The 23265-nt window shown below is 62.5% G+C and carries 22 protein-coding genes; 8 read left to right on the top strand and 14 right to left on the bottom strand.

What is annotated here, in order from left to right; genetic code table 11:
• The first annotated feature begins 268 nt into the window (after positions 1-268).
• Positions 269-1729, top strand: coding sequence for a membrane-bound lytic murein transglycosylase MltF (mltF, locus tag C4K39_RS05290; protein WP_124345815.1), 1461 nt, complete (start codon positions 269-271; stop codon positions 1727-1729).
• Positions 1730-1823: 94 nt separating this feature from the next.
• Here mltF and pdxJ read toward each other — a convergent pair whose 3' ends face one another.
• The 8 genes from pdxJ to lptF form a co-directional block, all read right to left on the bottom strand.
• Positions 1824-2567, bottom strand: coding sequence for a pyridoxine 5'-phosphate synthase (pdxJ, locus tag C4K39_RS05285; RefSeq protein ID WP_124345814.1), 744 nt, complete (start codon positions 2565-2567; stop codon positions 1824-1826).
• A 108-nt stretch (positions 2568-2675) separates the two neighbouring features.
• Positions 2676-3365: a DNA repair protein RecO gene (gene recO / locus C4K39_RS05280; RefSeq protein ID WP_068583524.1), complete on the bottom strand. Its 690-nt coding sequence runs from the start codon at positions 3363-3365 to the stop codon at positions 2676-2678.
• Positions 3366-3433: 68 nt separating this feature from the next.
• Complete coding sequence (gene era / locus C4K39_RS05275) at positions 3434-4336, bottom strand: GTPase Era (RefSeq protein ID WP_068583522.1); 903 nt, start codon at positions 4334-4336, stop codon at positions 3434-3436.
• A complete protein-coding gene (gene rnc / locus C4K39_RS05270) occupies positions 4329-5018 on the bottom strand; it encodes a ribonuclease III (protein WP_031320944.1) in 690 nt (229 codons plus the stop codon). Before rnc ends, era begins: the two co-directional genes overlap by 8 nt.
• Before the next feature lie 205 nt (positions 5019-5223).
• Positions 5224-6078: a signal peptidase I gene (lepB, locus tag C4K39_RS05265; protein WP_016967828.1), complete on the bottom strand. Its 855-nt coding sequence runs from the start codon at positions 6076-6078 to the stop codon at positions 5224-5226.
• Between the two features lie 5 nt (positions 6079-6083).
• On the bottom strand, positions 6084-7883 hold the full coding sequence (lepA, locus tag C4K39_RS05260; protein WP_053134309.1) for a translation elongation factor 4: 1800 nt from the start codon (positions 7881-7883) through the stop codon (positions 6084-6086).
• A 165-nt stretch (positions 7884-8048) separates the two neighbouring features.
• Positions 8049-9110, bottom strand: coding sequence for an LPS export ABC transporter permease LptG (gene lptG / locus C4K39_RS05255; protein WP_068583518.1), 1062 nt, complete (start codon positions 9108-9110; stop codon positions 8049-8051).
• Positions 9103-10221, bottom strand: coding sequence for an LPS export ABC transporter permease LptF (gene lptF / locus C4K39_RS05250; RefSeq protein WP_068583515.1), 1119 nt, complete (start codon positions 10219-10221; stop codon positions 9103-9105). Before lptF ends, lptG begins: the two co-directional genes overlap by 8 nt.
• A gap of 305 nt (positions 10222-10526) precedes the next feature.
• Between lptF and C4K39_RS05245 the strand changes: the two genes are divergently transcribed.
• From C4K39_RS05245 to rlmF, 5 genes are all read left to right on the top strand, one after another.
• A complete protein-coding gene (locus C4K39_RS05245) occupies positions 10527-12017 on the top strand; it encodes a leucyl aminopeptidase (protein WP_124345813.1) in 1491 nt (496 codons plus the stop codon).
• Between the two features lie 55 nt (positions 12018-12072).
• Entirely contained in the window at positions 12073-12501 is a 429-nt protein-coding gene (locus tag C4K39_RS05240; protein ID WP_068583509.1) for a DNA polymerase III subunit chi, read from the top strand.
• 7 nt (positions 12502-12508) lie between these two features.
• Entirely contained in the window at positions 12509-12958 is a 450-nt protein-coding gene (locus C4K39_RS05235) for a DNA polymerase III subunit chi (protein ID WP_068583505.1), read from the top strand.
• A 119-nt stretch (positions 12959-13077) separates the two neighbouring features.
• Positions 13078-15924, top strand: coding sequence for a valine--tRNA ligase (locus tag C4K39_RS05230; RefSeq protein ID WP_124345812.1), 2847 nt, complete (start codon positions 13078-13080; stop codon positions 15922-15924).
• Positions 15925-16078: 154 nt separating this feature from the next.
• Positions 16079-17104: a 23S rRNA (adenine(1618)-N(6))-methyltransferase RlmF gene (gene rlmF / locus C4K39_RS05225; protein ID WP_124345811.1), complete on the top strand. Its 1026-nt coding sequence runs from the start codon at positions 16079-16081 to the stop codon at positions 17102-17104.
• Positions 17105-17199: 95 nt separating this feature from the next.
• On the opposite strand, the gene C4K39_RS05220 is transcribed toward rlmF, so the two are convergent.
• Positions 17200-17481, bottom strand: coding sequence for an HU family DNA-binding protein (locus C4K39_RS05220; protein WP_003440137.1), 282 nt, complete (start codon positions 17479-17481; stop codon positions 17200-17202).
• Between the two features lie 394 nt (positions 17482-17875).
• Between C4K39_RS05220 and yejK the strand changes: the two genes are divergently transcribed.
• Both yejK and C4K39_RS05210 read left to right on the top strand, forming a co-directional pair.
• Positions 17876-18880: a nucleoid-associated protein YejK gene (gene yejK, locus C4K39_RS05215; RefSeq protein ID WP_022642461.1), complete on the top strand. Its 1005-nt coding sequence runs from the start codon at positions 17876-17878 to the stop codon at positions 18878-18880.
• Positions 18880-19233, top strand: a complete 354-nt coding sequence (locus tag C4K39_RS05210; RefSeq protein ID WP_068583499.1) for a glutaredoxin family protein — start codon at positions 18880-18882, stop codon at positions 19231-19233. Before yejK ends, C4K39_RS05210 begins: the two co-directional genes overlap by 1 nt.
• Before the next feature lie 16 nt (positions 19234-19249).
• On the opposite strand, the gene C4K39_RS05205 is transcribed toward C4K39_RS05210, so the two are convergent.
• The 5 genes from C4K39_RS05205 to C4K39_RS05185 all read right to left on the bottom strand — a co-directional run bounded on the left by C4K39_RS05205 (position 19250) and on the right by C4K39_RS05185 (position 23157).
• Positions 19250-20185 carry a glutathione S-transferase family protein gene (locus C4K39_RS05205; RefSeq protein WP_124345810.1) on the bottom strand — a complete coding sequence of 312 codons (936 nt, stop codon included), beginning with the start codon at positions 20183-20185 and terminating at the stop codon, positions 19250-19252.
• Positions 20186-20272: 87 nt separating this feature from the next.
• A complete protein-coding gene (locus C4K39_RS05200; protein ID WP_124345809.1) occupies positions 20273-20590 on the bottom strand; it encodes a GIY-YIG nuclease family protein in 318 nt (105 codons plus the stop codon).
• A gap of 52 nt (positions 20591-20642) precedes the next feature.
• Entirely contained in the window at positions 20643-21113 is a 471-nt protein-coding gene (locus C4K39_RS05195; RefSeq protein ID WP_124345808.1) for a nuclear transport factor 2 family protein, read from the bottom strand.
• A 98-nt stretch (positions 21114-21211) separates the two neighbouring features.
• The gene (locus C4K39_RS05190) at positions 21212-22483 is read right to left on the bottom strand and encodes a CynX/NimT family MFS transporter (protein WP_124345807.1); all 1272 of its coding nucleotides are present in this window, start codon (positions 22481-22483) and stop codon (positions 21212-21214) included.
• A gap of 14 nt (positions 22484-22497) precedes the next feature.
• Positions 22498-23157: a FadR/GntR family transcriptional regulator gene (locus tag C4K39_RS05185; RefSeq protein WP_068583486.1), complete on the bottom strand. Its 660-nt coding sequence runs from the start codon at positions 23155-23157 to the stop codon at positions 22498-22500.
• Between the last annotated feature and the right edge of the window lie 108 nt (positions 23158-23265).

Genomic DNA, 23265 nt, shown 5'->3' with positions numbered 1-23265 from the left:
AGGGGGTGTGCTTTGAGGCCGTGCATTCTAACTTAAACCGTCGGCATCGGCACCCGAAACACTATGCCCTCGCCCCTCCGGATGTCGGCCAGGGGCTACAGCCCTATAACAAAGGCTGATCGACATCATCGCCAAGGGTTATTTGAATTGTCACACAGACCGCGAAAGCCCCATTCCTGAGGGTTCCAGCACGGGTCGGCCATCGCTAGCAGACACGCCACTCGCTGTCGAGATATGGCGCTCGTTGCGCTTTGCGTATACTGCGCCAATGTTTTCCCCTATGGCTTTACGTCCGCGCTGCGCCAAGTGGCTCATCGTTACCGGACTCTTCCTGATGCTCGGTGCCTGTGTTGAAAAACCCAGTACCCTGGAGCGCGTAAAGGAGGATGGTGTACTGCGGGTGATCACCCGGAACAGTCCTGCCACCTACTTTCAGGATCGCAACGGTGAAACCGGCTTCGAGTACGAGCTGGTGAAACGTTTCGCCGACGATCTGGGGGTCGAGCTGAAGATCGAGACCGCCGACAACCTCGACGACCTGTTCGACCAGTTGGGCCAGCCCAAGGGGCCGGTCCTGGCGGCCGCAGGCCTGGTGGGCAGCGAGCAGCGCAAGCAGCAAGTGCGGTTTTCCCACCCGTATCTGCAAGTCACGCCGCAGATCATCTATCGCAACGGCCAATCCCGCCCCACCACCGCCCAGGACCTGGTGGGCAAGCACATCATGGTGCTCAAGGGCAGCAGCCATGCCGAACAATTGGCCGAGCTCAAGCTCAAGAACCCTAGCCTCGAGTACGAAGAATCGGACGCCGTGGAAGTGGTGGACCTGCTGCGCATGGTGGACGAAGGGCAGATCGACCTGACCCTGGTGGACTCCAACGAGCTGGCAATGAACCAGGTGTACTTCCCCAACGTGCGAGTGGCCTTCGACCTCGGCGACGCTCGCAGCCAGAGCTGGGCCGTGGCCGCTGGCGACGACAACAGCCTGCTCAACGAGATCAACGCCTTTCTCGACAAGGTGGAGAAAAACGGCACCCTGCAGCGCCTCAAGGATCGTTACTACGGCCATGTAGATGTACTCGGCTATGTCGGTGCCTATACCTTCGCCCAGCACCTGCAGCAGCGCCTGCCCAAGTACGAGAAGCACTTCAAGGCCTCGGCCAAGCAAGAGAAGCTCGACTGGCGCCTGCTGGCGGCCGTGGGCTACCAGGAGTCGATGTGGCAGGCCGAGGTGACCTCCAAGACCGGCGTGCGCGGGCTGATGATGCTGACCCAGAATACCGCCCAGGCCATGGGCGTCTCCAACCGCCTGGACCCGAAGCAGAGCATCAGCGGCGGCGCCAAGTACCTGGCCTATATCAAGGACCAGCTGGACGACAAGATCGAGGAGCCGGATCGGACCTGGTTCGCCCTCGCCGCCTATAACGTCGGCACCGGCCATCTGGACGACGCGCGCAAGCTGGCCGAACGGGAAAAGCTCAACCCGAACAAGTGGCTGGATGTGAAGAAGATGCTGCCGCGCCTGTCGCAGAAGCAGTGGTACAGCAAGACCCGCTATGGTTACGCCCGGGGTGGCGAACCGGTGCATTTCGTGGCCAACATCCGCCGCTACTACGACATTCTCACCTGGGTGACCCAGCCACAGCTGGAGGGCGACCAGGTCGCCGAGGGCAACCTGCATGTGCCGGGAGTCAACAAGGCCAAGCCGCCGGAAGAGAACCCGCCGCTCTGAAGCGATCGGCTACCGACACAGCAACGAGGCTGCGGCGATAGCCTGATCGCTGAAGGTCATGCGGACCTTGCCGCAGCCTCCGGGCGCCAGTGGGTCAGCCCTTGGCAGCCGCCAGGATCAGCGCCTTCATTTCCGCCACCGCTCCCTTGAAGCCGACGAACAATGCATGGGCAACCAGGGCGTGGCCGATGTTCAGCTCATTGATGCCCTTGATCGCCGCTACGGCCTCGACGTTGTGATAATGCAGGCCGTGACCGGCATTGACGATCAAGCCCTGGGCCAGGCCTACCGCCACTCCATCGACGATACGCTGCAGCTCTTGCGCCACCTCGCCAGGAGTCTGGGCATCGGCGTAGCGCCCGGTATGCAGCTCGATGGCCGGCGCGCCGGCCCGCTTGGAGGCTTCGATCTGGCGCTCGTCGGCGTCGATGAACAACGAAACCTCGGAGCCGATTTTCGACAGGCGCTGTACTGCCGCCTTGATCCGCTCCTCTTGCCCCGCTACATCCAGGCCACCCTCTGTGGTCAGTTCCTGGCGGGTTTCCGGAACCAGGCAGATATGCGCCGGACGGATGCGCTCGGCAAAGGCCATCATTTCTTCGGTGACCCCCATCTCGAAGTTCATGCGGGTCTGCAGCACGTCCTTGAGCAGCAGCACATCGCGCTCCTGGATATGCCGGCGGTCTTCGCGCAGGTGCACGGTGATCCCGTCGGCACCCGCCTCTTCCGCATCCAGCGCCGCCTTGACCGGGTCAGGATAGCGAGTACCCCGGGCCTGGCGCAGGGTAGCAACGTGGTCGATGTTCACGCCAAGAAGAATGCGATTGCTGGTGGTCACGAAAGCGCTCCTGAATAAATGAAGATTCGGCGCACAGCATACGGGCAGAACGGGGTCCGTTGCCATTTGCCGATAACGCTCAGGTCATCGAGCCATCTAATGAAGGACTCAAGGCTTGCGGAACAACTCGCGGCTAACCAGGGGACGCCCCCCAAGATGAACCGCCAGGGCCTGGCGCATCAGGCGCTTGGCCGCCGCCAGTGCCCCCGGGGAAGTCCAGTCGGCCTCTGCCATGGCCAGCAGCTCTGCCCCGTTGAACAACCCCGGCTGCAAGAGGAACACCTGCTCCAACCCGGCATCCACTTGCAGGCGATACAAGCCGTCGGCGGCGATGGGAGCGCCATGGATATCCTGGTCAAGGGCGAAGCCGTAGCCCAGATCGTCCAGCAAGCGCCATTCGAAGGCTCGCAGCAAAGGCTCCAGCGGACGCCCCTCGGCCAGGGCCTGCAAGGTTGCAGCGTAGTGATCGAACACTGCCGGATGGGGATCTTCCGCCGGCAGCAGGCGGATCAGCAGTTCATTCAGGTAAAGGCCGCTGAACAGCGCCTCGCCGTTGAGCCAGGCAGCGACTCCGGCACTCTCCATACGCCCGACATTCTTCAATTCGCCCCGCCCGCGAAACTCGACATCCAGGGGAACGAAAGGCCGAGCCAGCGTCCCGGCCTTGCCGCGGGCACCACGCAGCACCGCACGCAAGCGACCTTGAGGGGTGAGAAAGTCCACCAGCGCACTGCTCTCGCGATAGGCACGGCTGTGCAGGACGTAGGCAAGTTGGCCAGAGGGAGTGCTACTAGGCATTGGTGTCCAACTCTCAGGTGGGATGTGGCGAGGGCGGCAACTCCCTCGCTACACAAGAGCCGGCAGGGTTACAGGTCGCCGTAACCCAGGGAGCGCAGGGCACGCTCGTCGTCGGACCAGCCGCCCTTGACCTTGACCCAGAGGTTGAGCATGACCTTGGAGTCGAACAGCAGCTCCATGTCCTTGCGCGCCTCCATGCCGATGCGCTTGATGCGCTCACCCTTGTCGCCAATGATGATTTTCTTCTGACCATCGCGCTCGACGAGGATCAGGGCATGGATATGCAGGGTGTGGCCCTGCTGCTTGAACTCTTCGATTTCAACGGTGATCTGGTACGGCAGCTCGGCACCCAGCTGGCGCATGATCTTCTCGCGCACCAGCTCGGCCGCGAGGAAACGGCTGCTGCGATCGGTGATCTGGTCTTCCGGGAAGAAATGGTCGTTTTCCGGCAGGTGCTTGGCGATCAGGCCTTCCAGGGCATCCAGGTTGTGCCCTTGTTGGGCCGATACCGGAACGATCTCGGCGTTGGGCAGCTGCTCCTGCAACCAGGTCAGGTGCGGCATCAGCTCGGCCTTGTCCTCGATCCGGTCGGTCTTGTTGATCGCCAGGATCACCGGGCCCTGCACGTACTGGACGCGTTCCAGGACCAGTTGGTCCTCGTCGGTCCACTTGGTGCGATCGACCACGAAGATCACCACGTCCACATCTTTCAAGGCTGCCGAGGCAGTCTTGTTCATGTAGCGGTTCAGGGCTTTTTCGTTGCTCTTGTGCATGCCGGGCGTATCGACGTAGATCGCCTGGATGGCGCCTTCGGTCTTGATCCCCAGCATGTTGTGGCGAGTGGTCTGCGGCTTGCGCGAGGTGATCGCCAGCTTCTGGCCGAGGATGTGGTTGAGCAGCGTCGACTTGCCCACGTTGGGGCGGCCGACAATGGCGACATAGCCACAGCGTGTTGCAGTTGAATCAGTCATGGCCATTCTCCACGCCCAGGGCAATCAGTGCTGCGGCGGCCGCTACCTGTTCGGCAATGCGACGGCTCACGCCCTGTCCCCGGCTTTTTTCATTCAGTAAGGTGACTTCGCATTCCACGAAAAAGGTCCGGCAATGGGGTTCGCCCTGGATATCCACCACTTCGTAGCGTGGCAGTTCACAGGCCCGGGACTGGAGGAACTCCTGCAGCCGGGTCTTGGGGTCCTTATTGGTGTCCACCAGGGTCAGGCTGTCGAATTCCGAGGCCAGCCAGGACAGCACGCGGTCACGGGCAGTTTCCATGCCGGCGTCCAGGTAGATCGCGCCGATCAGGGCCTCCAGTGCATCGGCCAGGATCGACTCGCGCCGGAAGCCACCGCTTTTCAGCTCGCCGGAACCCAGGCGCAGGTATTCACCCAGATCGAAACCACGGGCCAATACCGCCAGGGTCTCACCTTTCACCAGCCGTGCACGCAAACGCGACAGCTGGCCTTCGCGGGCCTGGGGGAAACGCTCGAACAACGCCTCGCCGGCCACGAAGTTGAGGATCGCATCACCCAGGAACTCCAGGCGCTCGTTATTGCGCCCGGCAAAACTGCGGTGAGTGAGGGCCAGGAGCATCAGTTCCTGGTCCTTGAAGGAATAACCGAGCTGGCGCTCGAGACGACTCAAAGAAACGCTCACGATTTACCCACGCTGGTTTCGTCACCGAAACTCGCCATCCTATGGGCCGCGCACAAGGTGCGGGTGGCAATTAACGCTGTGTTCAAATCCACATCCTGAATATCGTTGATTGCATGCTTCGGGCCAGGGGTCGCCTGAGGGTACGACCGTTTTATGCAAGAGCCAGAAAAGCATTCGGCGCTGTGTTCAACAGCGCCGTGGGTGATTACTTGATCAGGCCAACCCGCGAGAAGTTCGGCAGGTGGCTGAGTTTCGGTTCGGGCCAGCTCATCCAGACTGCGAAGGCCTTGCCGACGATGTTCTTGTCGGGAACCATGCCCAGCAGGTCCTTGGGAATGCTTGGATCGTCCCAGTAGCGACTGTCGTTGGAGTTGTCGCGGTTGTCGCCCATCATGAAGTAGTGCCCGGCAGGAACTACCCAACGACCGTCCGGGGTGGCCCGGTAACGACTCATTTCCTTGCGGATCAGGTGCTCGGCGGCGCCGAGTTTCTCCTTGTACAGCTCCGCGCTGCCCAGGGTGCCTGGCTCGGCCCCAACCAACTGCTCCGCCACCGGCTGGCCGTTGACGAACAGGTGCTTGTCGCTGGTGTAGCGCACCTCGTCGCCCGGCAGGCCGACCACACGCTTGATGTAGTTGACGTTCGGATCGCTCGGGTAGCGGAACACCATCACATCGCCGCGCTGCGGGTCACCGACCTCGATGACCTTCTTGTCGATCACCGGCAGGCGAATGCCATAGGAGAACTTGTTCACCAGGATGAAGTCGCCCACATCCAGGGTCGGTTTCATCGAGCCCGACGGAATCTGGAACGGCTCCACCAGGAACGAACGCAGCACCAGGACGATGAACAGTACCGGGAAGAACGACTTGCCGTATTCAACCAGCAGCGGTTCCTTGTTCAGCTTCTCGACCACCAGCCCATCCGGCTGGCTGACGCTGCCCTGATAGTTGGCAATGGCCGCGCGACGACGCGGAGCCAGGAACACCAGGTCGAGCAACGCCAGGAAACCGCATACGAAGACAGCGATGACCAGCAACAGCGGGAAATTTAGTGACATAGGACCTAACTATCCAACCTGAGCACAGCAAGGAAGGCATCCTGTGGAATCTCCACGTTACCCACTTGCTTCATGCGTTTCTTACCGGCTTTCTGCTTTTCCAACAGCTTGCGCTTACGGCTTACGTCACCGCCGTAGCATTTGGCCAGTACGTTCTTTCTGAGGGCCTTGACGGTTGTCCGCGCGATAATCTGCCCGCCGATGGCGGCCTGGATTGCCACGTCGAACATCTGCCGAGGAATCAGTTCTTTCATCTTCTCGGTCAACGCACGCCCTTTGTAGTGGGCATTGTCGCGGTGCACGATCAGGGCCAGGGCATCGACCCGGTCACCGTTGATCAGCACGTCCAGCTTCACCAGATTAGCCGACTGGTAGCGGTCGAAGTGGTAATCCAGCGAAGCATAACCACGACTGGTGGACTTCAAGCGGTCGAAGAAGTCCAGTACCACCTCGTTCATCGGCAGGTCGTAGGTCACCTGGACCTGCGAGCCGAGGAACAGCATGTCGCGCTGTACGCCGCGCTTTTCGATGCACAGGGTTATGACGTTGCCCAGGTGCTCCTGGGGCACAAGGATATTGGCCCGCACGATCGGCTCGCGCATGTCCTCGATGGAGGACAGGTCCGGAAGCTTGGACGGGTTATCGACGTAGATGGTTTCACCGGTCTTGAGCAGCAGCTCGAAGATTACCGTCGGCGCGGTGGTGATCAGGTCCAGGTCGTATTCGCGCTCCAGGCGCTCCTGGATGATCTCCATGTGCAGCATGCCGAGGAACCCGCAACGGAAGCCGAAGCCCAGGGCGTCGGAGCTTTCCGGGGTGTACTGCAGCGAGGAGTCGTTCAGGGTGAGCTTCTGCAGGGCTTCGCGGAAGTCCTCGAAGTCGTCGGAGCTGACTGGGAACAGGCCAGCATAGACCTGCGGCTGGATACGCTTGAAGCCTGGCAGCACTTCCACGTCGGGGGTGGAGCTCAGGGTCAGGGTATCGCCCACCGGCGCACCATGGATGTCCTTGATGCCGGCGATGATGAAGCCCACTTCACCGGCCTTGAGGTCGGCGGTAGCGGTGTGTTTCGGATTGAAGACACCGACGCTGTCCACCAGGTGGATCTTGCCGGTGGACTTAACCAGGATCTTGTCGCCCTTCTTCACCCGGCCATGACGTACGCGTACCAGGGACACGACGCCCAGGTAGTTGTCGAACCAGGAGTCGATGATCAGCGCTTGCAGCGGGTCTTCGATATTGCCGGTCGGTGCCGGGATAGTGGTCACCAGGCGCTCGAGCACCTCGTCCACGCCAAGGCCGGTCTTGGCGCTGCAAGTCACGGCGTCGGCGGCATCGATGCCGATGATCTTCTCGATCTCTTCCTTGACCCGCTCCGGCTCGGCCTGGGGCAGGTCGATCTTGTTCAGCACCGGCATGACCTCAAGGCCCTGCTCGATGGCGGTGTAGCAGTTGGCGACCGACTGGGCCTCGACGCCCTGGCCGGCATCCACCACCAGCAGCGCGCCCTCGCAGGCGGCCAGGGAACGGCTGACTTCGTAGGTGAAGTCCACGTGGCCCGGGGTATCGATGAAGTTCAGCTGGTAGGTCACGCCATCGCGTGCCTTGTAGTAGAGGGTGACGCTATGGGCCTTGATGGTGATCCCGCGCTCACGCTCGAGATCCATGGAGTCCAGGACCTGGGCTTCCATTTCGCGATCGGCCAGGCCGCCGCACATCTGGATAAAGCGATCGGCCAGAGTCGACTTGCCATGGTCAATGTGGGCGATGATGGAGAAATTGCGGATATGACTCAAATCACTCACGGATGAACACTCAAAAAGGCTGCAGGCAAGGCCCGCCGAAAAATAGCCGGGAATTGTACCTGATACTCGGCACGAGCGTCACGCTCGCCGGTCAGCCCCGCCCACACAAAAACGCCCCGGCTTGCTGGCCGGGGCGTTGCACCAAAACGAGGCAGAAACGCCGGATCAACCCGCCCGGCGCAACAGCCAGAATCCGGCGAGCGCGCAGATTCCGGCCGGAACCAACACCGCGAACAGGGGCGAGAAACCGAACACCAGGCTCGAAGGCCCCAAGAGATCCTGGGCGATACGGAAGGTGAAGCCCACCAGCACCCCGGTAAACACCCGCTGCCCCAGGGTCACGGAGCGCAACGGACCAAAAATGAAGGAAATCGCCATCAGCACCAGGGCGGCAGTGACCAATGGCTGCAGGATCTTGACCCAGAACGCCAGCCAGTAACGGCCATTGTTCAGCCCCTGGTCGGCCAGGTAATGGATATAACCCCACAGGCCGCTGATGGACAGGGACTCCGGCGCCATCACCACGGTACTCAGCAACTGCGGGCTCAAAGCCACATCCCAGCGCTCTTCGGGGGCATTGATGACTTCGGTATGCCCATCACGGAAATACGTGGTGGTGACTTCGGTCAGCTGCCAGTAGTTCTCGTGGAAACGCGCCTGGCGAGCGAAGCTCGAGGACAACATGTGGCGCTGGTCGTCGAAATGATAGCGAGTCACCCCGTACAACAGGCCGTTGGGCTGCACGGCGTTGATATGAATGAACTCGTCGCCCTGGCGATGCCAGAGACCGTGCTTGGAGCTCTGGGCATCGCCAGAGCCTTGGGCCAGGGCGCGGCTCGCCTGGGCCTGGGTCTCGGTCGCGGGGGCCAGGTACTCGCCCACCAGCAGGCCAACCATCATCAGCACCAGCATCGGCTTCATCACCGCCCAGACGATACGCCCCACCGACACGCCAGCGGCGCGCATGATGGTCAGCTCGCTGTTGCTGGCCAGGGTTCCCAGGCCGATCAGGCAGCCGATCAGGGCGGCCATCGGCAGCATTTCATAGACCCGGCGCGGCGCCGTGAGCACTACGTAGCTCAACACATCCATCACGGTATAGGTATCGCTGACGGCGCCCATCTCATCGATGAAGGCGAACAGCGAAGCCAGGCCCAGGATGATCAACAGGACCGCCAGGATGGCCATCAATACACTGCTACCGATGTAGCGATCGAGCTTAACCACGAGCCATCTCCTTCATGCTGCGACGACTCGCCATTTTCAAGCGCAACGGCTCCCAGTACATCAGCCCCAGGCCGATGGCCAGGAACAAGCCGTGAACCCACCACAGGCCGAGGGTGGGAGAAATCTTGCCCTTCTCCAAGGCGCCTCGCACCGAGATCAGGATCGTCAGGTAGGCCATGTACAGAAGGATCGCCGGGATCAACTTGAGGAAGCGACCCTGGCGCGGGTTGACCCGGGACAGCGGCACCGCCATCAGGGTCACGATGAAGACCAGCAACGGCAGGGAAAGACGCCATTGCAGCTCGGCACGGGCGCGCAGGTCGTCCTTGCCGATCAAGTCGGCAGTCGGCATGGCGTCACGGTCGGTGACCTCCTCGCTGACATCCGGCCGTTCCAGCAGCACACCATAGGTGTCGTACTTGATCACCCGGTAGTTGGCCTCGCCCGGGTTGCCGTCATAGCGGTAGCCGTTCTCCAGGATCAGGTAGCGGTTGCCGTCAGGACGGATATCCTGGTGCCCCTTCTCGGCCACCAGCACCGAGATCCCCTGGTCCTTTTTCTCCTGGTTCAGGCGTTTTTCGGAGATGAACACCCCGCCAAGCTTGGTGCGATCCTCGGACAGTTGCTCGGTATAGGTCACCCGGGTGCCGTCGTTGAGCGCCTGGAAGCGTCCGGCCACCAGGGTATCGAACTCGGTCAGGGCGTCCTGCTTGTTCAGCAGCAGCTGGAACTGGTTGGCACCTTGCGGCGCCAGACTCAGGCTCAGCCAGGCCACCAGCAGCGCCACCAGGGTCGCCGGGATCATGGTCATGCCCAGCAGGCGCTGCTGGCTCATGCCGGTAGCCGACAACACGGTCATCTCGCTTTCAAGATAGAGCCGCCCGTAGGCCAGGAGGATGCCCAGAAACAGGCCCAGGGGCAGGATCAACTGCAAAAAGCCCGGCATGCGAAAGCCCATGATCAGGAACAACGATCCCGGATCCAGGGCGCCCGAGGCGGCTTGCGCGAGAAACTTGACGAAGCGTCCGCTCATGATGATGACCAACAGCACCGCACTCACGGCACTCAGGGTCAGCAGGACTTCGCGGGATAGATAACGAAAGACGATCAAACCAGACACTCCAGGGTTGTCAGGCTAAGGCGGCCGAACAAGCAAACGATCGAGCGGCCCCAGGATGCAGGGACGCCGAAAAAGGATGGCGCATTATCCTGTGAATGCGTGCGCCTGTCACGGTGGATGCTCACCCTGTGCTGCAAAGCACCCGACTTGCCGCAAACGAGGGTTGTCAGCCGCAAGCGCCGAGGTTCAAACTGGCGGCTTTGTCGTCGGCAGCACGCGACGCCTTCTTATATATAGATAAGCCCCGCGCTGGAGTCTTTCCTGCGCGCTTTGACCATTCATTCAGGGACCCGGACATGGAACTGGTTGTAAAAAGCGTTAGCCCGGAAACGTTGAAGACCGCCACCCTGGTGGTCGCCGTCGGCGAAGGCCGCAAACTCGGCAACGTCGCCAAGCAACTCGACGAACTCAGCGGTGGCGCCATCAGCGCCGTGCTCAAGCGTGGCGACCTGGCGGGCAAAGTGGGCCAGAGCCTGCTGCTGCACGGCGTGGCCAAGCTCAAGGCCGAACGCCTGCTGCTGGTTGGCACAGGCAAGGATGAAGAACTGGGCGACCGTCCGTTCCGCAAGATCATCAGCGGCGTGCTGGGCACCCTCAAAAGCCTGGGCGGCGGTGATGCAGTGCTGGCCCTGGACGAAGTAGCGGTCAAGGGCCGCGACAGCTATGGCAAGACTCGCCTGCTGGCCGAGACCCTGCTGGACGCCGGCTATGTCTTCGATCGCTACAAGAGCCAGAAGACCGAAGCCCGTCCACTGAAGAAGATCACCCTGCTGACCATCAAGGCCGCCCAGGCTGAAGTGGAACGCGCCGTGACCCACGCCCAGGCCATCGCCAGCGGCATGGCGTTCACCCGCGACCTGGGCAACCTGCCGCCAAACGTCTGCCACCCAAGCTACCTGGGCGAGCAAGCCAAGGCCCTGGGCAAGGAGTTCAAGGCACTGAAGGTCGAGGTCTTCGACGAGAAGAAGATCAAGGAACTGGGCATGGGCTCGTTCTACGCCGTAGGCCAGGGCAGCGAGCAGCCACCACGGCTGATCGTCATGCAGTACAACGGCGGCAAGAAATCCGAGAAGCCATTTGCACTGGTAGGCAAGGGCATCACCTTCGATACCGGCGGCATCAGCCTCAAGCCGGGCGCCGGCATGGACGAGATGAAGTACGACATGGGCGGCGCCGCCAGCGTCTTCGGCACCCTGCGTGCGGTGCTCGAGCTCAAGCTGCCGATCAACCTGGTGTGCATCCTGGCCTGCGCCGAGAACATGCCCAGCGGCGGTGCCTCGCGCCCAGGCGACATCGTCACCACCATGAGCGGCCAGACCGTGGAGATCCTCAATACCGACGCCGAAGGCCGCCTGGTACTGTGCGATGCCCTGACCTACGCCGAACGCTTCAAGCCCCAGGCCGTGATCGACATCGCGACCCTGACCGGCGCCTGCGTGGTAGCCCTGGGCGCCCACACCTCGGGCCTGCTGGGCAACAACGACGAACTGATCGGCCAACTGCTCAGCGCCGGCCAGCAAGCCGACGACCGCGCCTGGCAACTGCCGCTGTTCGACGAGTACCAGGAGCAACTGGACAGCCCGTTCGCCGACATCGCCAACATTGGCGGGCCGAAAGCCGGGACCATCACCGCCGCCTGCTTCCTGTCGCGCTTCACCAAGAACATGAACTGGGCTCACCTGGACATCGCCGGCACGGCCTGGACCAGCGGCGGCAAGGACAAGGGCGCCACTGGCCGTCCCGTTCCCCTCCTGACCCAGTACCTGCTGGACCGCGCCAAAGCCTGAAGACCATGACCGCGGAAGGGCGCGACATCGTGCCCTTCCCGGTTCAGGAACCCCGATGACCAAAGTCGACTTCTATATCCTTCCCAGCGCGGACCCGACAGCGCGCCTGGATTTCGCCTGCAAGCTCACCGACAAGGCCTGGCGCATGGGCCACCGCATCTACCTGCATTGCAGCGACGCGACACAACGGGACGAGCTCGATGCCCGCCTCTGGCGCTTCAAGGGAGAGGCCTTCGTGCCCCACGGCCCAGCCGAAAGCGAGCCCGAGGGACTGATCGTCCTTGGCCTGGGCCAAGACCCTGGCGAGCACAACGACCTGCTGGTGAACCTGGACCTGAAGGTCCCCGCCTTTGCCCAGCGCTTTGCCCGGATTGCCGAAGTGGTAGTGGAAGAACCCACTATTCGTCAGGCCGCCCGCGAGAGTTTCCGTTTCTATCGCGAACAGGGCTATTCTCTGCAAGATCACCGCTTACAACGACTCTGAGCATCCGATGGACACTCCCAACCCGCTACAAAAGTCCGTGCATCTGCTGGATGACCTAGAGTCCATCCGTCAACTGCTCGGCGACGAGAACCTGCAACCGCCACTGCTGACCGAGACCGTTACCAGCGAAGGACAGATCCCTCTGCTGTTCGACCTTGAAGGCAACCCGCAACCCGCTACCCCTCAAGCGCCCCCTGCGGCACAAGCCAAACCGCAACCTGCGCCTGCTCCGGCAAAAACACCCGCCCCTGCTCCTGCTCCCGTCGCCCAGCCTGCGCCTGCCGGCAACAACGGTGATGCCTTGCTCCACCTGGACAGCGAGCTGCGCGCCGCTGCACAACTGATCATGCAGGACGTGATCGACGATTTCGCCCCACATATCGAGACCGAGATCAAGCGCCGCCTCGACGCCCGCCTGGAACGCCTGCTCGCAGCAGCCACCAGCGGCAAGCCGTAAGCCACGACCAAAAGCCGGGCCTGGCCATCTTGTCGCTTGCCGCTTGTGGCTTGCAGCCGCCCCCCTCCGCTATACTTCCCGGCTTTTCCTGAATAAATGCCAATAGGGTCCCGCCGCGCATGGATAAGACCTACCAGCCGCACGCCATTGAAACTTCCTGGTACCAGACCTGGGAGTCAGAGAACTATTTCGCCCCGCAAGGCGCGGGCGACTCCTACACCATTATGATCCCGCCGCCGAACGTCACCGGCAGCCTGCACATGGGCCACGGCTTCAACAACGCGATCATGGACGCCCTGATCCGTTTCCGCCGCATGCAGGGTCGCAACACCCTGTGGCAGCCGGGCACCGACCACGCCGGTATCGCCACCCAGATGCTGGTGGAGCGCCAGATCGAAGCCCAAGGCCAGAACCGCCACGACCTGGGCCGGGAGAAGTTCCTGGAGAAGGTCTGGGAATGGAAGGATCAATCCGGTGGCAACATCAGCCGCCAGATCCGCCGCCTGGGCTCTTCCGTGGACTGGAGCCGCGAGCGCTTCACCATGGACGACGGCCTCTCGGAAGCGGTGAAGGAAGCCTTCGTACGCCTGCATGAAGACGGCCTGATCTACCGCGGCAAGCGCCTGGTCAACTGGGACACCAAGCTGCACACCGCGATCTCCGACCTCGAAGTGGAAAACCACGACGAGAAGGGGTTCCTGTGGAACCTGAAGTACCCGCTGGCCGACGGCGCCAAGACTGCCGAAGGCAACGACTACCTGATCGTCGCCACCACTCGCCCGGAAACCATGCTCGGTGACTCCGCCGTCGCGGTGAACCCTGAAGACGAGCGCTACAAGGCTCTGATCGGCAAATTCGTCGAGCTGCCCCTGGTGGGCCGGCGCATCCCGATCATCGCCGATGATTACTGCGATCCCGAATTCGGCACTGGCTGCGTGAAGATCACCCCGGCCCACGACTTCAACGACTACGAAGTCGGCAAGCGCCACAACCTGCCGCTGCTGAACATCTTCGACAAGAACGCCAGCGTCCTGCCCGCCTGCCAGGTATTCAACCTGGACGGCAGCCTGAACGACAGCATCGACGGCAAGATCCCGGCCGAATACGCCGGCCTGGACCGTTTCGAGGCGCGCAAGCAGATCGTCGCCGCCTTCGACGCCGCCGGCCTGCTGGTCAGCGTCGACGACCACGCCCTGAAAGTACCGAAAGGCGACCGCTCCGGCACCGTCATCGAGCCGTGGCTGACCGACCAGTGGTACGTCTCCACCAAGCCCCTGGCCGAACCTGCCATCGCTGCCGTGGAAGATGGCCGCATCCAGTTCGTGCCCAAGCAGTACGAAAACATGTACTTCTCCTGGATGCGCGATATCCAGGACTGGTGCATCAGCCGCCAGCTGTGGTGGGGCCACCGCATCCCGGCCTGGTACGACGAGTCCGGCAAGGTCTATGTCGGTCGCAGCGAAGCCGAAGTACGGGCCAAGCACAACCTCGGCCCGGACGTTGCCCTGCAGCAGGACAACGACGTGCTCGACACCTGGTTCAGTTCGGGCCTGTGGACCTTCTCCACCCTGGGCTGGCCGGAGCAGACCGAATTCCTCAAGACCTTCCACCCCACCGACGTGCTGGTCACCGGCTTCGACATCATTTTCTTCTGGGTCGCCCGGATGATCATGCTCACCATGCACCTGGTGAAGAACGAGGACGGCACGCCGCAGGTTCCGTTCAAGACTGTCTACGTCCACGGTCTGGTCCGCGACGGCCAGGGCCAGAAGATGTCCAAGTCCAAGGGCAACGTCCTTGACCCGCTGGACATCATCGACGGTATCGACCTCGAGACCCTGGTGCAAAAACGCACCACCGGCCTGATGCAGCCAAAGCTGCAGAAAGCCATCGAGAAGCAGACCCGCGCCGAATTCGCCGACGGCATCGCCAGCTACGGCACCGACGCCCTGCGCTTCACCTTCTGCTCCCTGGCCACCACCGGTCGCGACATCAAGTTCGACATGGGCCGCGTCGAGGGTTACCGCAACTTCTGCAACAAGATCTGGAACGCTGCGCGCTACGTGCTGGACAAGGGCGAGGACTGCGGCCAGAACGGCGAGGCTTACGAGCTGTCCCTGGCAGACCGCTGGATCATCTCGCAACTGCAGCGCACCGAAGCCGAAGTCACTCGCCAACTCGACCAGTTCCGCTTCGACCTGGCTGCCCAAGCGCTGTACGAGTTCATCTGGAACCAGTACTGCGACTGGTACCTGGAGCTGTCCAAGCCCGTATTGTGGGACGAGAACTCGCCGGTCGAACGCCAGCGCGGCACCCGTCGCACCCTGGTGCGCGTGCTGGAAGTAGCCCTGCGCCTGGCCCACCCGTTCATGCCGTTCATCACCGAGGAAATCTGGCAGCGCCTGGCGCCGCTGGCGGGCAGCACGGGCAAGACCATCATGCTGCAGCCTTGGCCAGTGGCCAATGAAGCACGCATCGACCAGGCCGCCGAAGACGATATCGAATGGCTCAAGGGCCTGATGCTCGGTACCCGCAATATCCGTGCAGAAATGAACATCGGCCCAGGCAAGCCCCTGACCCTGTTCCTGAAGAACGCCGGAGCCGAAGACCAGCGCCGCCTGGCCGAGAACGAGGCCCTGCTGAAGAAGCTGGCCAAGCTCGAGTCCATCACCGTGCTGGGTGCCGGCGACGAAGCACCGCTGTCGGCCACCGCCCTGGTCGGCGAGATGGAAGTGCTGGTGCCAATGGCCGGCCTGATCGACAAAGGCGCGGAACTGGCTCGCCTGGACAAGGAAATCCAGCGCCTGCAAGGCGAAGTGCAGCGTGTGGGCGGCAAGCTGTCCAACGCCTCGTTCGTCGACAAGGCCCCTGCCGAGGTGATCGAGAAGGAACGCGCCAAGCTGGCCGAGGCCGAACAGGCCCTGGGCAAGCTGGCCGAGCAGCACGCGCGGATCTCCAGCCTGTAACGGCGATCAGCGCAAGACAAACAGGGAGGCCCACAGGGCCTCCCTTTTTTATGGCGCTTGTCCGCTCCTCTCTTGTCGCTCACCGCTTGAAACTTGCCGCTGCTCTTGTGGGACAATGCCCGCCAATTTGAGCCAGCCCCGAATCCATTCCTCCATGACCGCCCCCAATACCCCCAAGCCGCCGCGCAAGAAGCCCAAACCCGCCATTGTTGCCAAGGCCACCGCACCCCGGGAAAAAGCCAGCCTGCACCCGCGCAACCGCCACCAGGGGCGCTACGACTTCCCGCAACTGATCAAGGGCACCCCGGAACTGGGCCAGTTCGTGATCCTCAACCCCTACGGCAAGGAAAGCATCGACTTCGCCGACCCGGCCGCCGTGCGGGTGTTCAACCGCGCCTTGCTCAAGGCCTTCTACGGCATCGCCCACTGGGATATTCCAGCGGACTTCCTCTGCCCGCCTGTGCCTGGTCGCGCCGACTACGTGCACTTTCTCGCCGACCTGCTGGCCGACCACAACCAGGGCGAGATTCCCCGGGGCGCCGCAGTGCGGGTGCTGGATGTCGGCGTTGGTGCCAACTGCATCTATCCGCTGATCGGCTACAGCGACTATCGCTGGCATTTCCTTGGCTCGGACATTGATAGCACCGCCCTCGCAGCCGCCAAGGCCATCGTCCAGGCCAATGGCTTGAACAAGGCCATCAGCCTGCGCCAACAAGGCAATCCAAAGCAGATATTGAACGGCCTTCTCGACAGCGCCGAGCGCTTCGACCTGACCCTGTGCAACCCACCCTTCCATTCTTCCCTGGAAGAAGCCACCCGCGGCAGCCAGCGCAAATGGCGCGCCCTGGGCAAGGCCGATCCCAAGCGCAAGCTGCCAGTGTTGAACTTCGGCGGCCAGGCCCGGGAACTGTGGTGTGAAGGCGGCGAGATCCGCTTTGTCAGCCAACTGATCAGCGAGAGCACCGGTGTCGGCCAACAAGTGCTGTGGTTCAGCACCCTGGTGTCAAAAGCCTCGAACCTGCCAGCAATCGAAACCGCACTGCAAAAAGCCGGCGCCCTGGAAAGTCGGGTCGTGGAGATGTCCCAAGGACAGAAACAAAGCCGCTTCGTTGCCTGGACTTTCAAGGACAAGGCACAGCAGCAAGCCTGGACTGAAGAACGCTGGACGAGGAAAAACTGAAGGAGGCGGGGGGATTCAGCGACAACTCACCTTGCGTGAGTCGGTATCACACAAACCGTGCCCGGAAGACTCTGAGCACGGTTTCACTGCAAGTATTACTTGTTCACAGCGTCGGTCAGGCCTTTAGCCACAACCAGCTTGATCACTTTCTTGGCAGCGATTTCGATGGCAGCGCCAGTCGATGGGTTACGGCCAGTACGGGCAGGACGCTCGGTCACTTTCAGCTTGCCGATACCTGGCAGAGTGATTTCGCCGCCATTTTCCAATTGATCAGCAACGATCTGGGCCAGTTGATCCAGGGCGTTACGCGCGGTGGTTTTCGGCGCGTCGATAGCTTCAGCGATATCGGCGATCAGTTGGTCTTTAGTAATAGCCATTATGGTGTTCCTTCCCTATCAAATTCATTTGGATTGCAGAGTGCAGTGTCAGCCATCGAGCCAGATCTTGTGGATCTGGCACCCCGGTTACAACCACGACGGATCGGGGTTATAGATACCGAAATCTGGGTTTGGTTCGACCCGACAAATGCTGACTGCACGCTTAACGCAGAGACACCGCGTAAGACGGGGCAAAACTAGCACACAGACGGGGAAATATCCGCCTCTACCTAGCCATTTGGTCAGCTTTATTGCTCTAAATCGGTAAAAAAGTGCATAAGCTGCACCGACAAGCCGTTCATCGCCCGGCGAGCCCCGCCAAAACCAGTGGGTGCGGTACACTGGGCACTTTTTCGGGGAGCCCGCCCTCCCCCTCAAACCAGCCGAGAAGCCCATGCCGATCCGTCATTGCATCGTCCACCTGATCGACAAGAAACCCGACGGCAGCCCCGCCGTCCTGCACGCCCGCGACTCGGAGCTGGCAGAGTCCGCGGCCATCGAAAACATGCTCGCCGACCTCAACGAAAGCTATAACGCCAAGCAGGGCAAGGCCTGGGGTCTGTTCCATCCGGAATCCGGTGCCTTTCCCTTCAGCGGCTGGCTGAAGGAGTACCTCGATGGCGGCCAGGACTTCACCGCCTTCAGCCGGGTGGCGGTGGAGCACCTGCAAAAGCTGATGGAAGAATCCAACCTGTCGGTGGGCGGTCACGTGCTGTTCGCCCACTATCAACAAGGCATGACCGACTACCTGGCCATCGCCTTGCTGCACCACAGCGAAGGCGTGGCGGTGACCGACCAGCTGGACGTGACGCCCTCCCGTCACCTGGATCTGGGCCAACTGCACCTGGCGGCGCGGATCAACGTCTCCGAGTGGCAGAACAACAAGCAGTCCAAGCAGTACATCTCGTTCATCAAGGGCAAGAACGGCAAGAAGGTTTCGGAATACTTCCGCGACTTCATCGGTTGCCAGGAAGGTGTCGACGGCCCGGGCGAAACCCGTACCCTGCTCAAGGCCTTCAGCGACTTCGTCGAAAGCGAGGACCTGCCCGAAGATTCGGCGCGGGAGAAGACCAAGGCCCTGGTGGACTACGCCAGCAGCCAGGCCAAACTCGGCGAACCGGTGGGCCTGGAAGAGCTGTCGGAGTTGATCGACGAAGACCGGCCGAAGGCGTTCTACGACCACATCCGCAACAAGGACTACGGCCTGTCACCGGAAATCCCGGCAGACAAGCGCACCCTCAACCAGTTCCGCCGCTTCACCGGCCGCGCCGAAGGCCTGTCCATCAGCTTCGAGGCCCACCTGCTGGGTTCGAAGATCGAGTACGACGAAGAAGCCGGGACCCTGATCATCAAGGGCCTGCCCACCCAGTTGACCGACCAGCTCAAGCGTCGCAACTGATGCTCCAGGGGGTCTTGAAGAAGTTCCTGCTGATCCTGCTGGTGGTGGTGCTCTACCAGCATTGGGGCAAGATCGAGCGATTGTTCGATCCTGGCGCGGCGGTCTCCGAGACCACCCGCAGCCAGGCCAGGGTGGTGCTGTACGCCACCGACTGGTGCGGCTACTGCAAGGCCACCCGGCGCTTTCTCGACCAGAAGGGCATTCCCTATCGGGAGTTCGATATCGAGAAAGACCCCAGCGCGCGCCAGGCCTACATCGACCTGGGCGGCGCCGGGATTCCGATCCTGGACGTCAACGGTACCCTGATCCGCACCTACGACCCCGACGCCATCATGGCCGCCCTGCCCAAGTAGCGGCCTTGGCAGCAGGTCACTGGGCCTGGATGCCAAACCCCAGGCGCGGGAAGTGCACGTGCACCACACCGGCGCGCGGGTCCTCGCGACGCAGGATCAGCTCTTCGCTCCCGGCGAACAGCAACTCCCCGGCCACCGGATCGACCCCATAGTCGGTCGCGGCAATCACCACCTGCTGGCCGGCCTTGAAACCATTGGGATCGACGAAAGCCTCCTGGGGCAGCGGTGCCGGTGTGGCGGCGTGCGCCACCGCCAGGGCCTCTTCGGCGCTCATCTCGCTGGAGGCGCCGTGGCCGAAATCCAGCACCCGGGCCAGCCAGGCGGCGACCGCCGGGTATTCATCCACCAGCGGCGCAGTCACCGGGGTGCCCTTGAGGAACCACAGGGGGTGAGCCATGGAAATGTCGGCGATCGACGGCTGGCCAAACAGGAAGTCCCCCGGTTCGCGTTGCAACTGCTGCTCCAGGCGCGCCATGAAGGTCGGCCATTGGTGCCTGGCCTGCTCCAGGGGTACCCGGCTGGCACTGCCGCCACTGAACAGCCCGGCCCGGTCGGCCATGAACGCCTTGCGCGCCTCCGGCGGCAGCTTGCCGAAACGCACCGCGGCCGATTCAGGCTGGAACACCAGGGTCACCGCATGCTGGAACACCGTCGAGTCGGCCCAGGCGGCGAAGGTCGCGCTGGTCAGCTCCTGGCCCTCGGGAAACAGCGCCGGGCTGGCTTTTTCCTGCTCCAGGCGCCGGGCGATCATGGCCGTATCGCAATAGACGTCGGCCCCGACCTGCAGCACCGGAGTCTTGCGATAGCCACCGGTCAACGCGGTCAGGTCGGGCTTGGGCATCACCGGGGCGATCTTCACCGAGCGCCAGGAAAGCCCCTTGAAACCCAACAGCAAGCGGGCTTTCTCCGCAAAGGGTGAGGTCGAGTAGTGATGAAGGATCAACTCTGACATACCAGGCTCCGCCATGAGAAAAAGAGGCTTGAGCTTAGCGTGCAATCAGTCGATGACCTACGAATTCGACTGATGGGAAACCATCAGTCAGATTGATGATCCAGCCGCCCCCGCCACCAGGCACTCCTTGGCACTCTTCTTGAGCTTCTTGATCAGCCGCTCCTGGCGCAGGGCTTCGCTCTTGTCGCGACAGGCCTCGGTGTAGACCAGCGCGACCGCCGGGCTGGAGAGGAAGAAGCGCGCGCCCTTACCGCTTTGATGCTTGGCGAAACGCCGCTGTGGATCGTCGCTGATACCGCAGTACAAGGCGCCATTGGCCGCCCGCACCAGGTAGACGAACCAGGGTTTGCTGGCCGGCGCCGGTGGCACGGCGCAAGCGACGGAGGACGGATCGGGGCTGGTCACGAAAGGCATCGGGCTTGTGGATAACAAGCCGCGATCTTAACAGAGGATGGATTCAGCGACCGCTCTGGAAGGCCTTCAAACCCTTGCGCGCCTGGGCGCGCACGGCATTCTTGAGCAGCGGTGTCCAGCCCAGCAGAAGGCCTTGGGTGCCCAGGGCCTGGCGGGCCCAGCGCCACATGTCGAAATGATCGTGGTGCTCGCAGATCTTGCCGTCGCGAAACACGAAACGCGCCTGGATATCATTGACCACGGTACGCCCGGTCTGGCTGAACAGGTAGGTCGCCACCCAGTGCGCGCCACCGCTGCGCTCATCGGCATGCACGCTGTCGAATGTCAGGGAAAAATCCTTGGCCCGCGAGGCCAGCATGCGCCACATATCACCGGCATCACGCCCGCGCAGCTCGCCAAAGGCCGGATCGCTGAACAGCACATCCTCGGTGTAGCAGGCGCTCATGGCCTCGGCATCCAGGCGCTGGAAAGCCTGGTAGAACTCGCTGATCAGGGCGCGATGGGCATCACTCATGGACAGACTCCGAAGGGACGTGGAATGCCTGCACGATAATCCGCAAGCCGCTGGAACACTACCGGCATTTACCCTGTAAATACCGGTAGTGAGGCCAGTCAGATTCTTTCGCTCTGCACCTGTACATAAAGTGCGCGACCAGCACCCAGCCCGGCGATGATGGCTCCGCTCCCCAACACCGCGAAAATCCAGCCCACGGCGTTCCAGCCCCCGGTCCAGTCGTGCACCAGGCCCACCGCGAACGGCCCCATGGAGGCCAGGGTGTAGCCGATGCCCTGGGCCATGCTCGACAGATTGGCGGCCACATGAGGATCACGCGAGCGCAGCACGATCAGGGTCAGGGCCAGGCTGAAGGTACCGCCCTGGCCCAGGCCCAGCAGGATCGCCCAGCCCCACAGGCCATCGAGCGGTGCATACAGGCAGCCGAACAGGCCACCCAGGGTCATCAGCATGACGATCACGATGGCCAGGCGCTGGTCCTTGCCCCGGGTCGCCAGCCAGGGAGCGGCCAGGGAGCTGATCAACTGCACGATCACCGAGCCCGACAGCACCAGTCCCGCCTGGGTCGGGCTCAGGCCGCGACCGATGAGGATCGACGGCAACCAGCCGAACACGATGTAGGCCAGGGAAGACTGCAGGCCCATGTACAGGGTCACCTGCCAGGCCAGGCGATCACGCAACAGACCGCGTACACGAAAAGCCACATGATGGGCGCCGTGCTTCTGCCCGACCTGGGGCAGCCAGAACACCCCCGCCACCAGCGCCGGCAACACCCAGAAACCCAGGCCCATGGCCCAGCTGTCGCCAAAGGCATGGCTCAAGGGCACGGTAGCCCCCGCGGCCATGGCGGCGCCCAGGCACAGGGCCATGGTGTAGACCCCGGTCATGGTCCCGGCATGGCGCGCGAAATCACGCTTGACGATACCCGGCAGCAACACGCCGATCACCCCGATGCTGGCGCCCGCCAGGATGCTCCCGGCGAACACCCCGACCTCACCGAAAGAACTGCGCACGACGATGCCCAGGGCCAGGGTCAGCAAGATCCCCAGCACCACCCGCTCGGCGCCGAAACGCCGGGCCAGCACAGGCGCCAGCGGCGCGAACAGCCCCAGGCACAACACTGGCAGGGTGGTCAGCAAACCGGCCTTGGCTGCCGACAGCCCCAGGTGCTGCGATACATCACTGAGCAGCGGCGCCATGCTCGACAGCGCCGGCCGCAGGTTCAGCGCCACCAGGATCAACCCCAGCAGCAACAGCCAGGGGCGACGCAGCACCGGGGGAGCCTGCTGCACTTCTTCATCGTCGGCCTCGGCGTCGATCAGCAGTTCCGGAGGCGGCGGGGTATGGGCGGATGCCTGGTGGTTGGACATGGTCAGTCTCGGCTTCAGGATTCGTTGATCATTTGGCGGGAAATGTTCTTGGCGCGTTCGGCATCGCCTTGTTCGATGGCATCGAGCAGGTGCTGATGCCGGTCGAAGATATCCTGGCGCCGAGGCGTGACATTCAGGGTCTGGCGCAACTGCGCCCCCACCACGCTGGAGAAATAGCGGTACAGCTGGCTGAGCGTCGGGTTGTGCGCGGCATCCACCAGGCGCTGGTGAAAAACCAGGTCGCAGGCGATATAGCGATCCAGGTCGCCATGAAAGTGCCCACTGCTGTCATCCAGGGCGATGGCCAGCTCCTTGAGGTCCTGTTCGGTACGACGCAGGGCCGCCAGCCCTACCGCCTCCACCTCGAGGATCTGCCGGGTTTCCCGGGCATGCTCCAGGGAGCACTGGGACAAGGCCTGGAGCATATCCAGGGGATCGGCCACCGCCCGCAGGTAACTGCCGTCGCCCTGGCGCACGTCGATCAACCCGGAAAACGCCAGGACCCGCATCGCCTCGCGCACCGTGTTGCGGCTGATGCCCAGCTCGGCCGCCAGTTCCGGCTCGGTGGGCAGGCGCTGGCCGATGGCCCAGGCGCCCTGGGTGATCCGCAGGCGCAACTGCTCCAGGGCTTGGTCGACCAGGGAACGCTTGATCAAAGGAGGCATTTCACTCATGGCATTTACTCGTATCATCCAATCATTGGACGAATTGCCCGACATGGTATTCAGGCTTTTCTCGGAGTTCAATGTTCTGTCTTGCAATTCCTCCTGTACCTCATCCTG

Source organism: Pseudomonas sessilinigenes (genome assembly GCF_003850565.1).
GTDB lineage: Bacteria > Pseudomonadota > Gammaproteobacteria > Pseudomonadales > Pseudomonadaceae > Aquipseudomonas > Aquipseudomonas sessilinigenes.
This window is presented reverse-complemented; position numbering and strand designations above follow the sequence as displayed.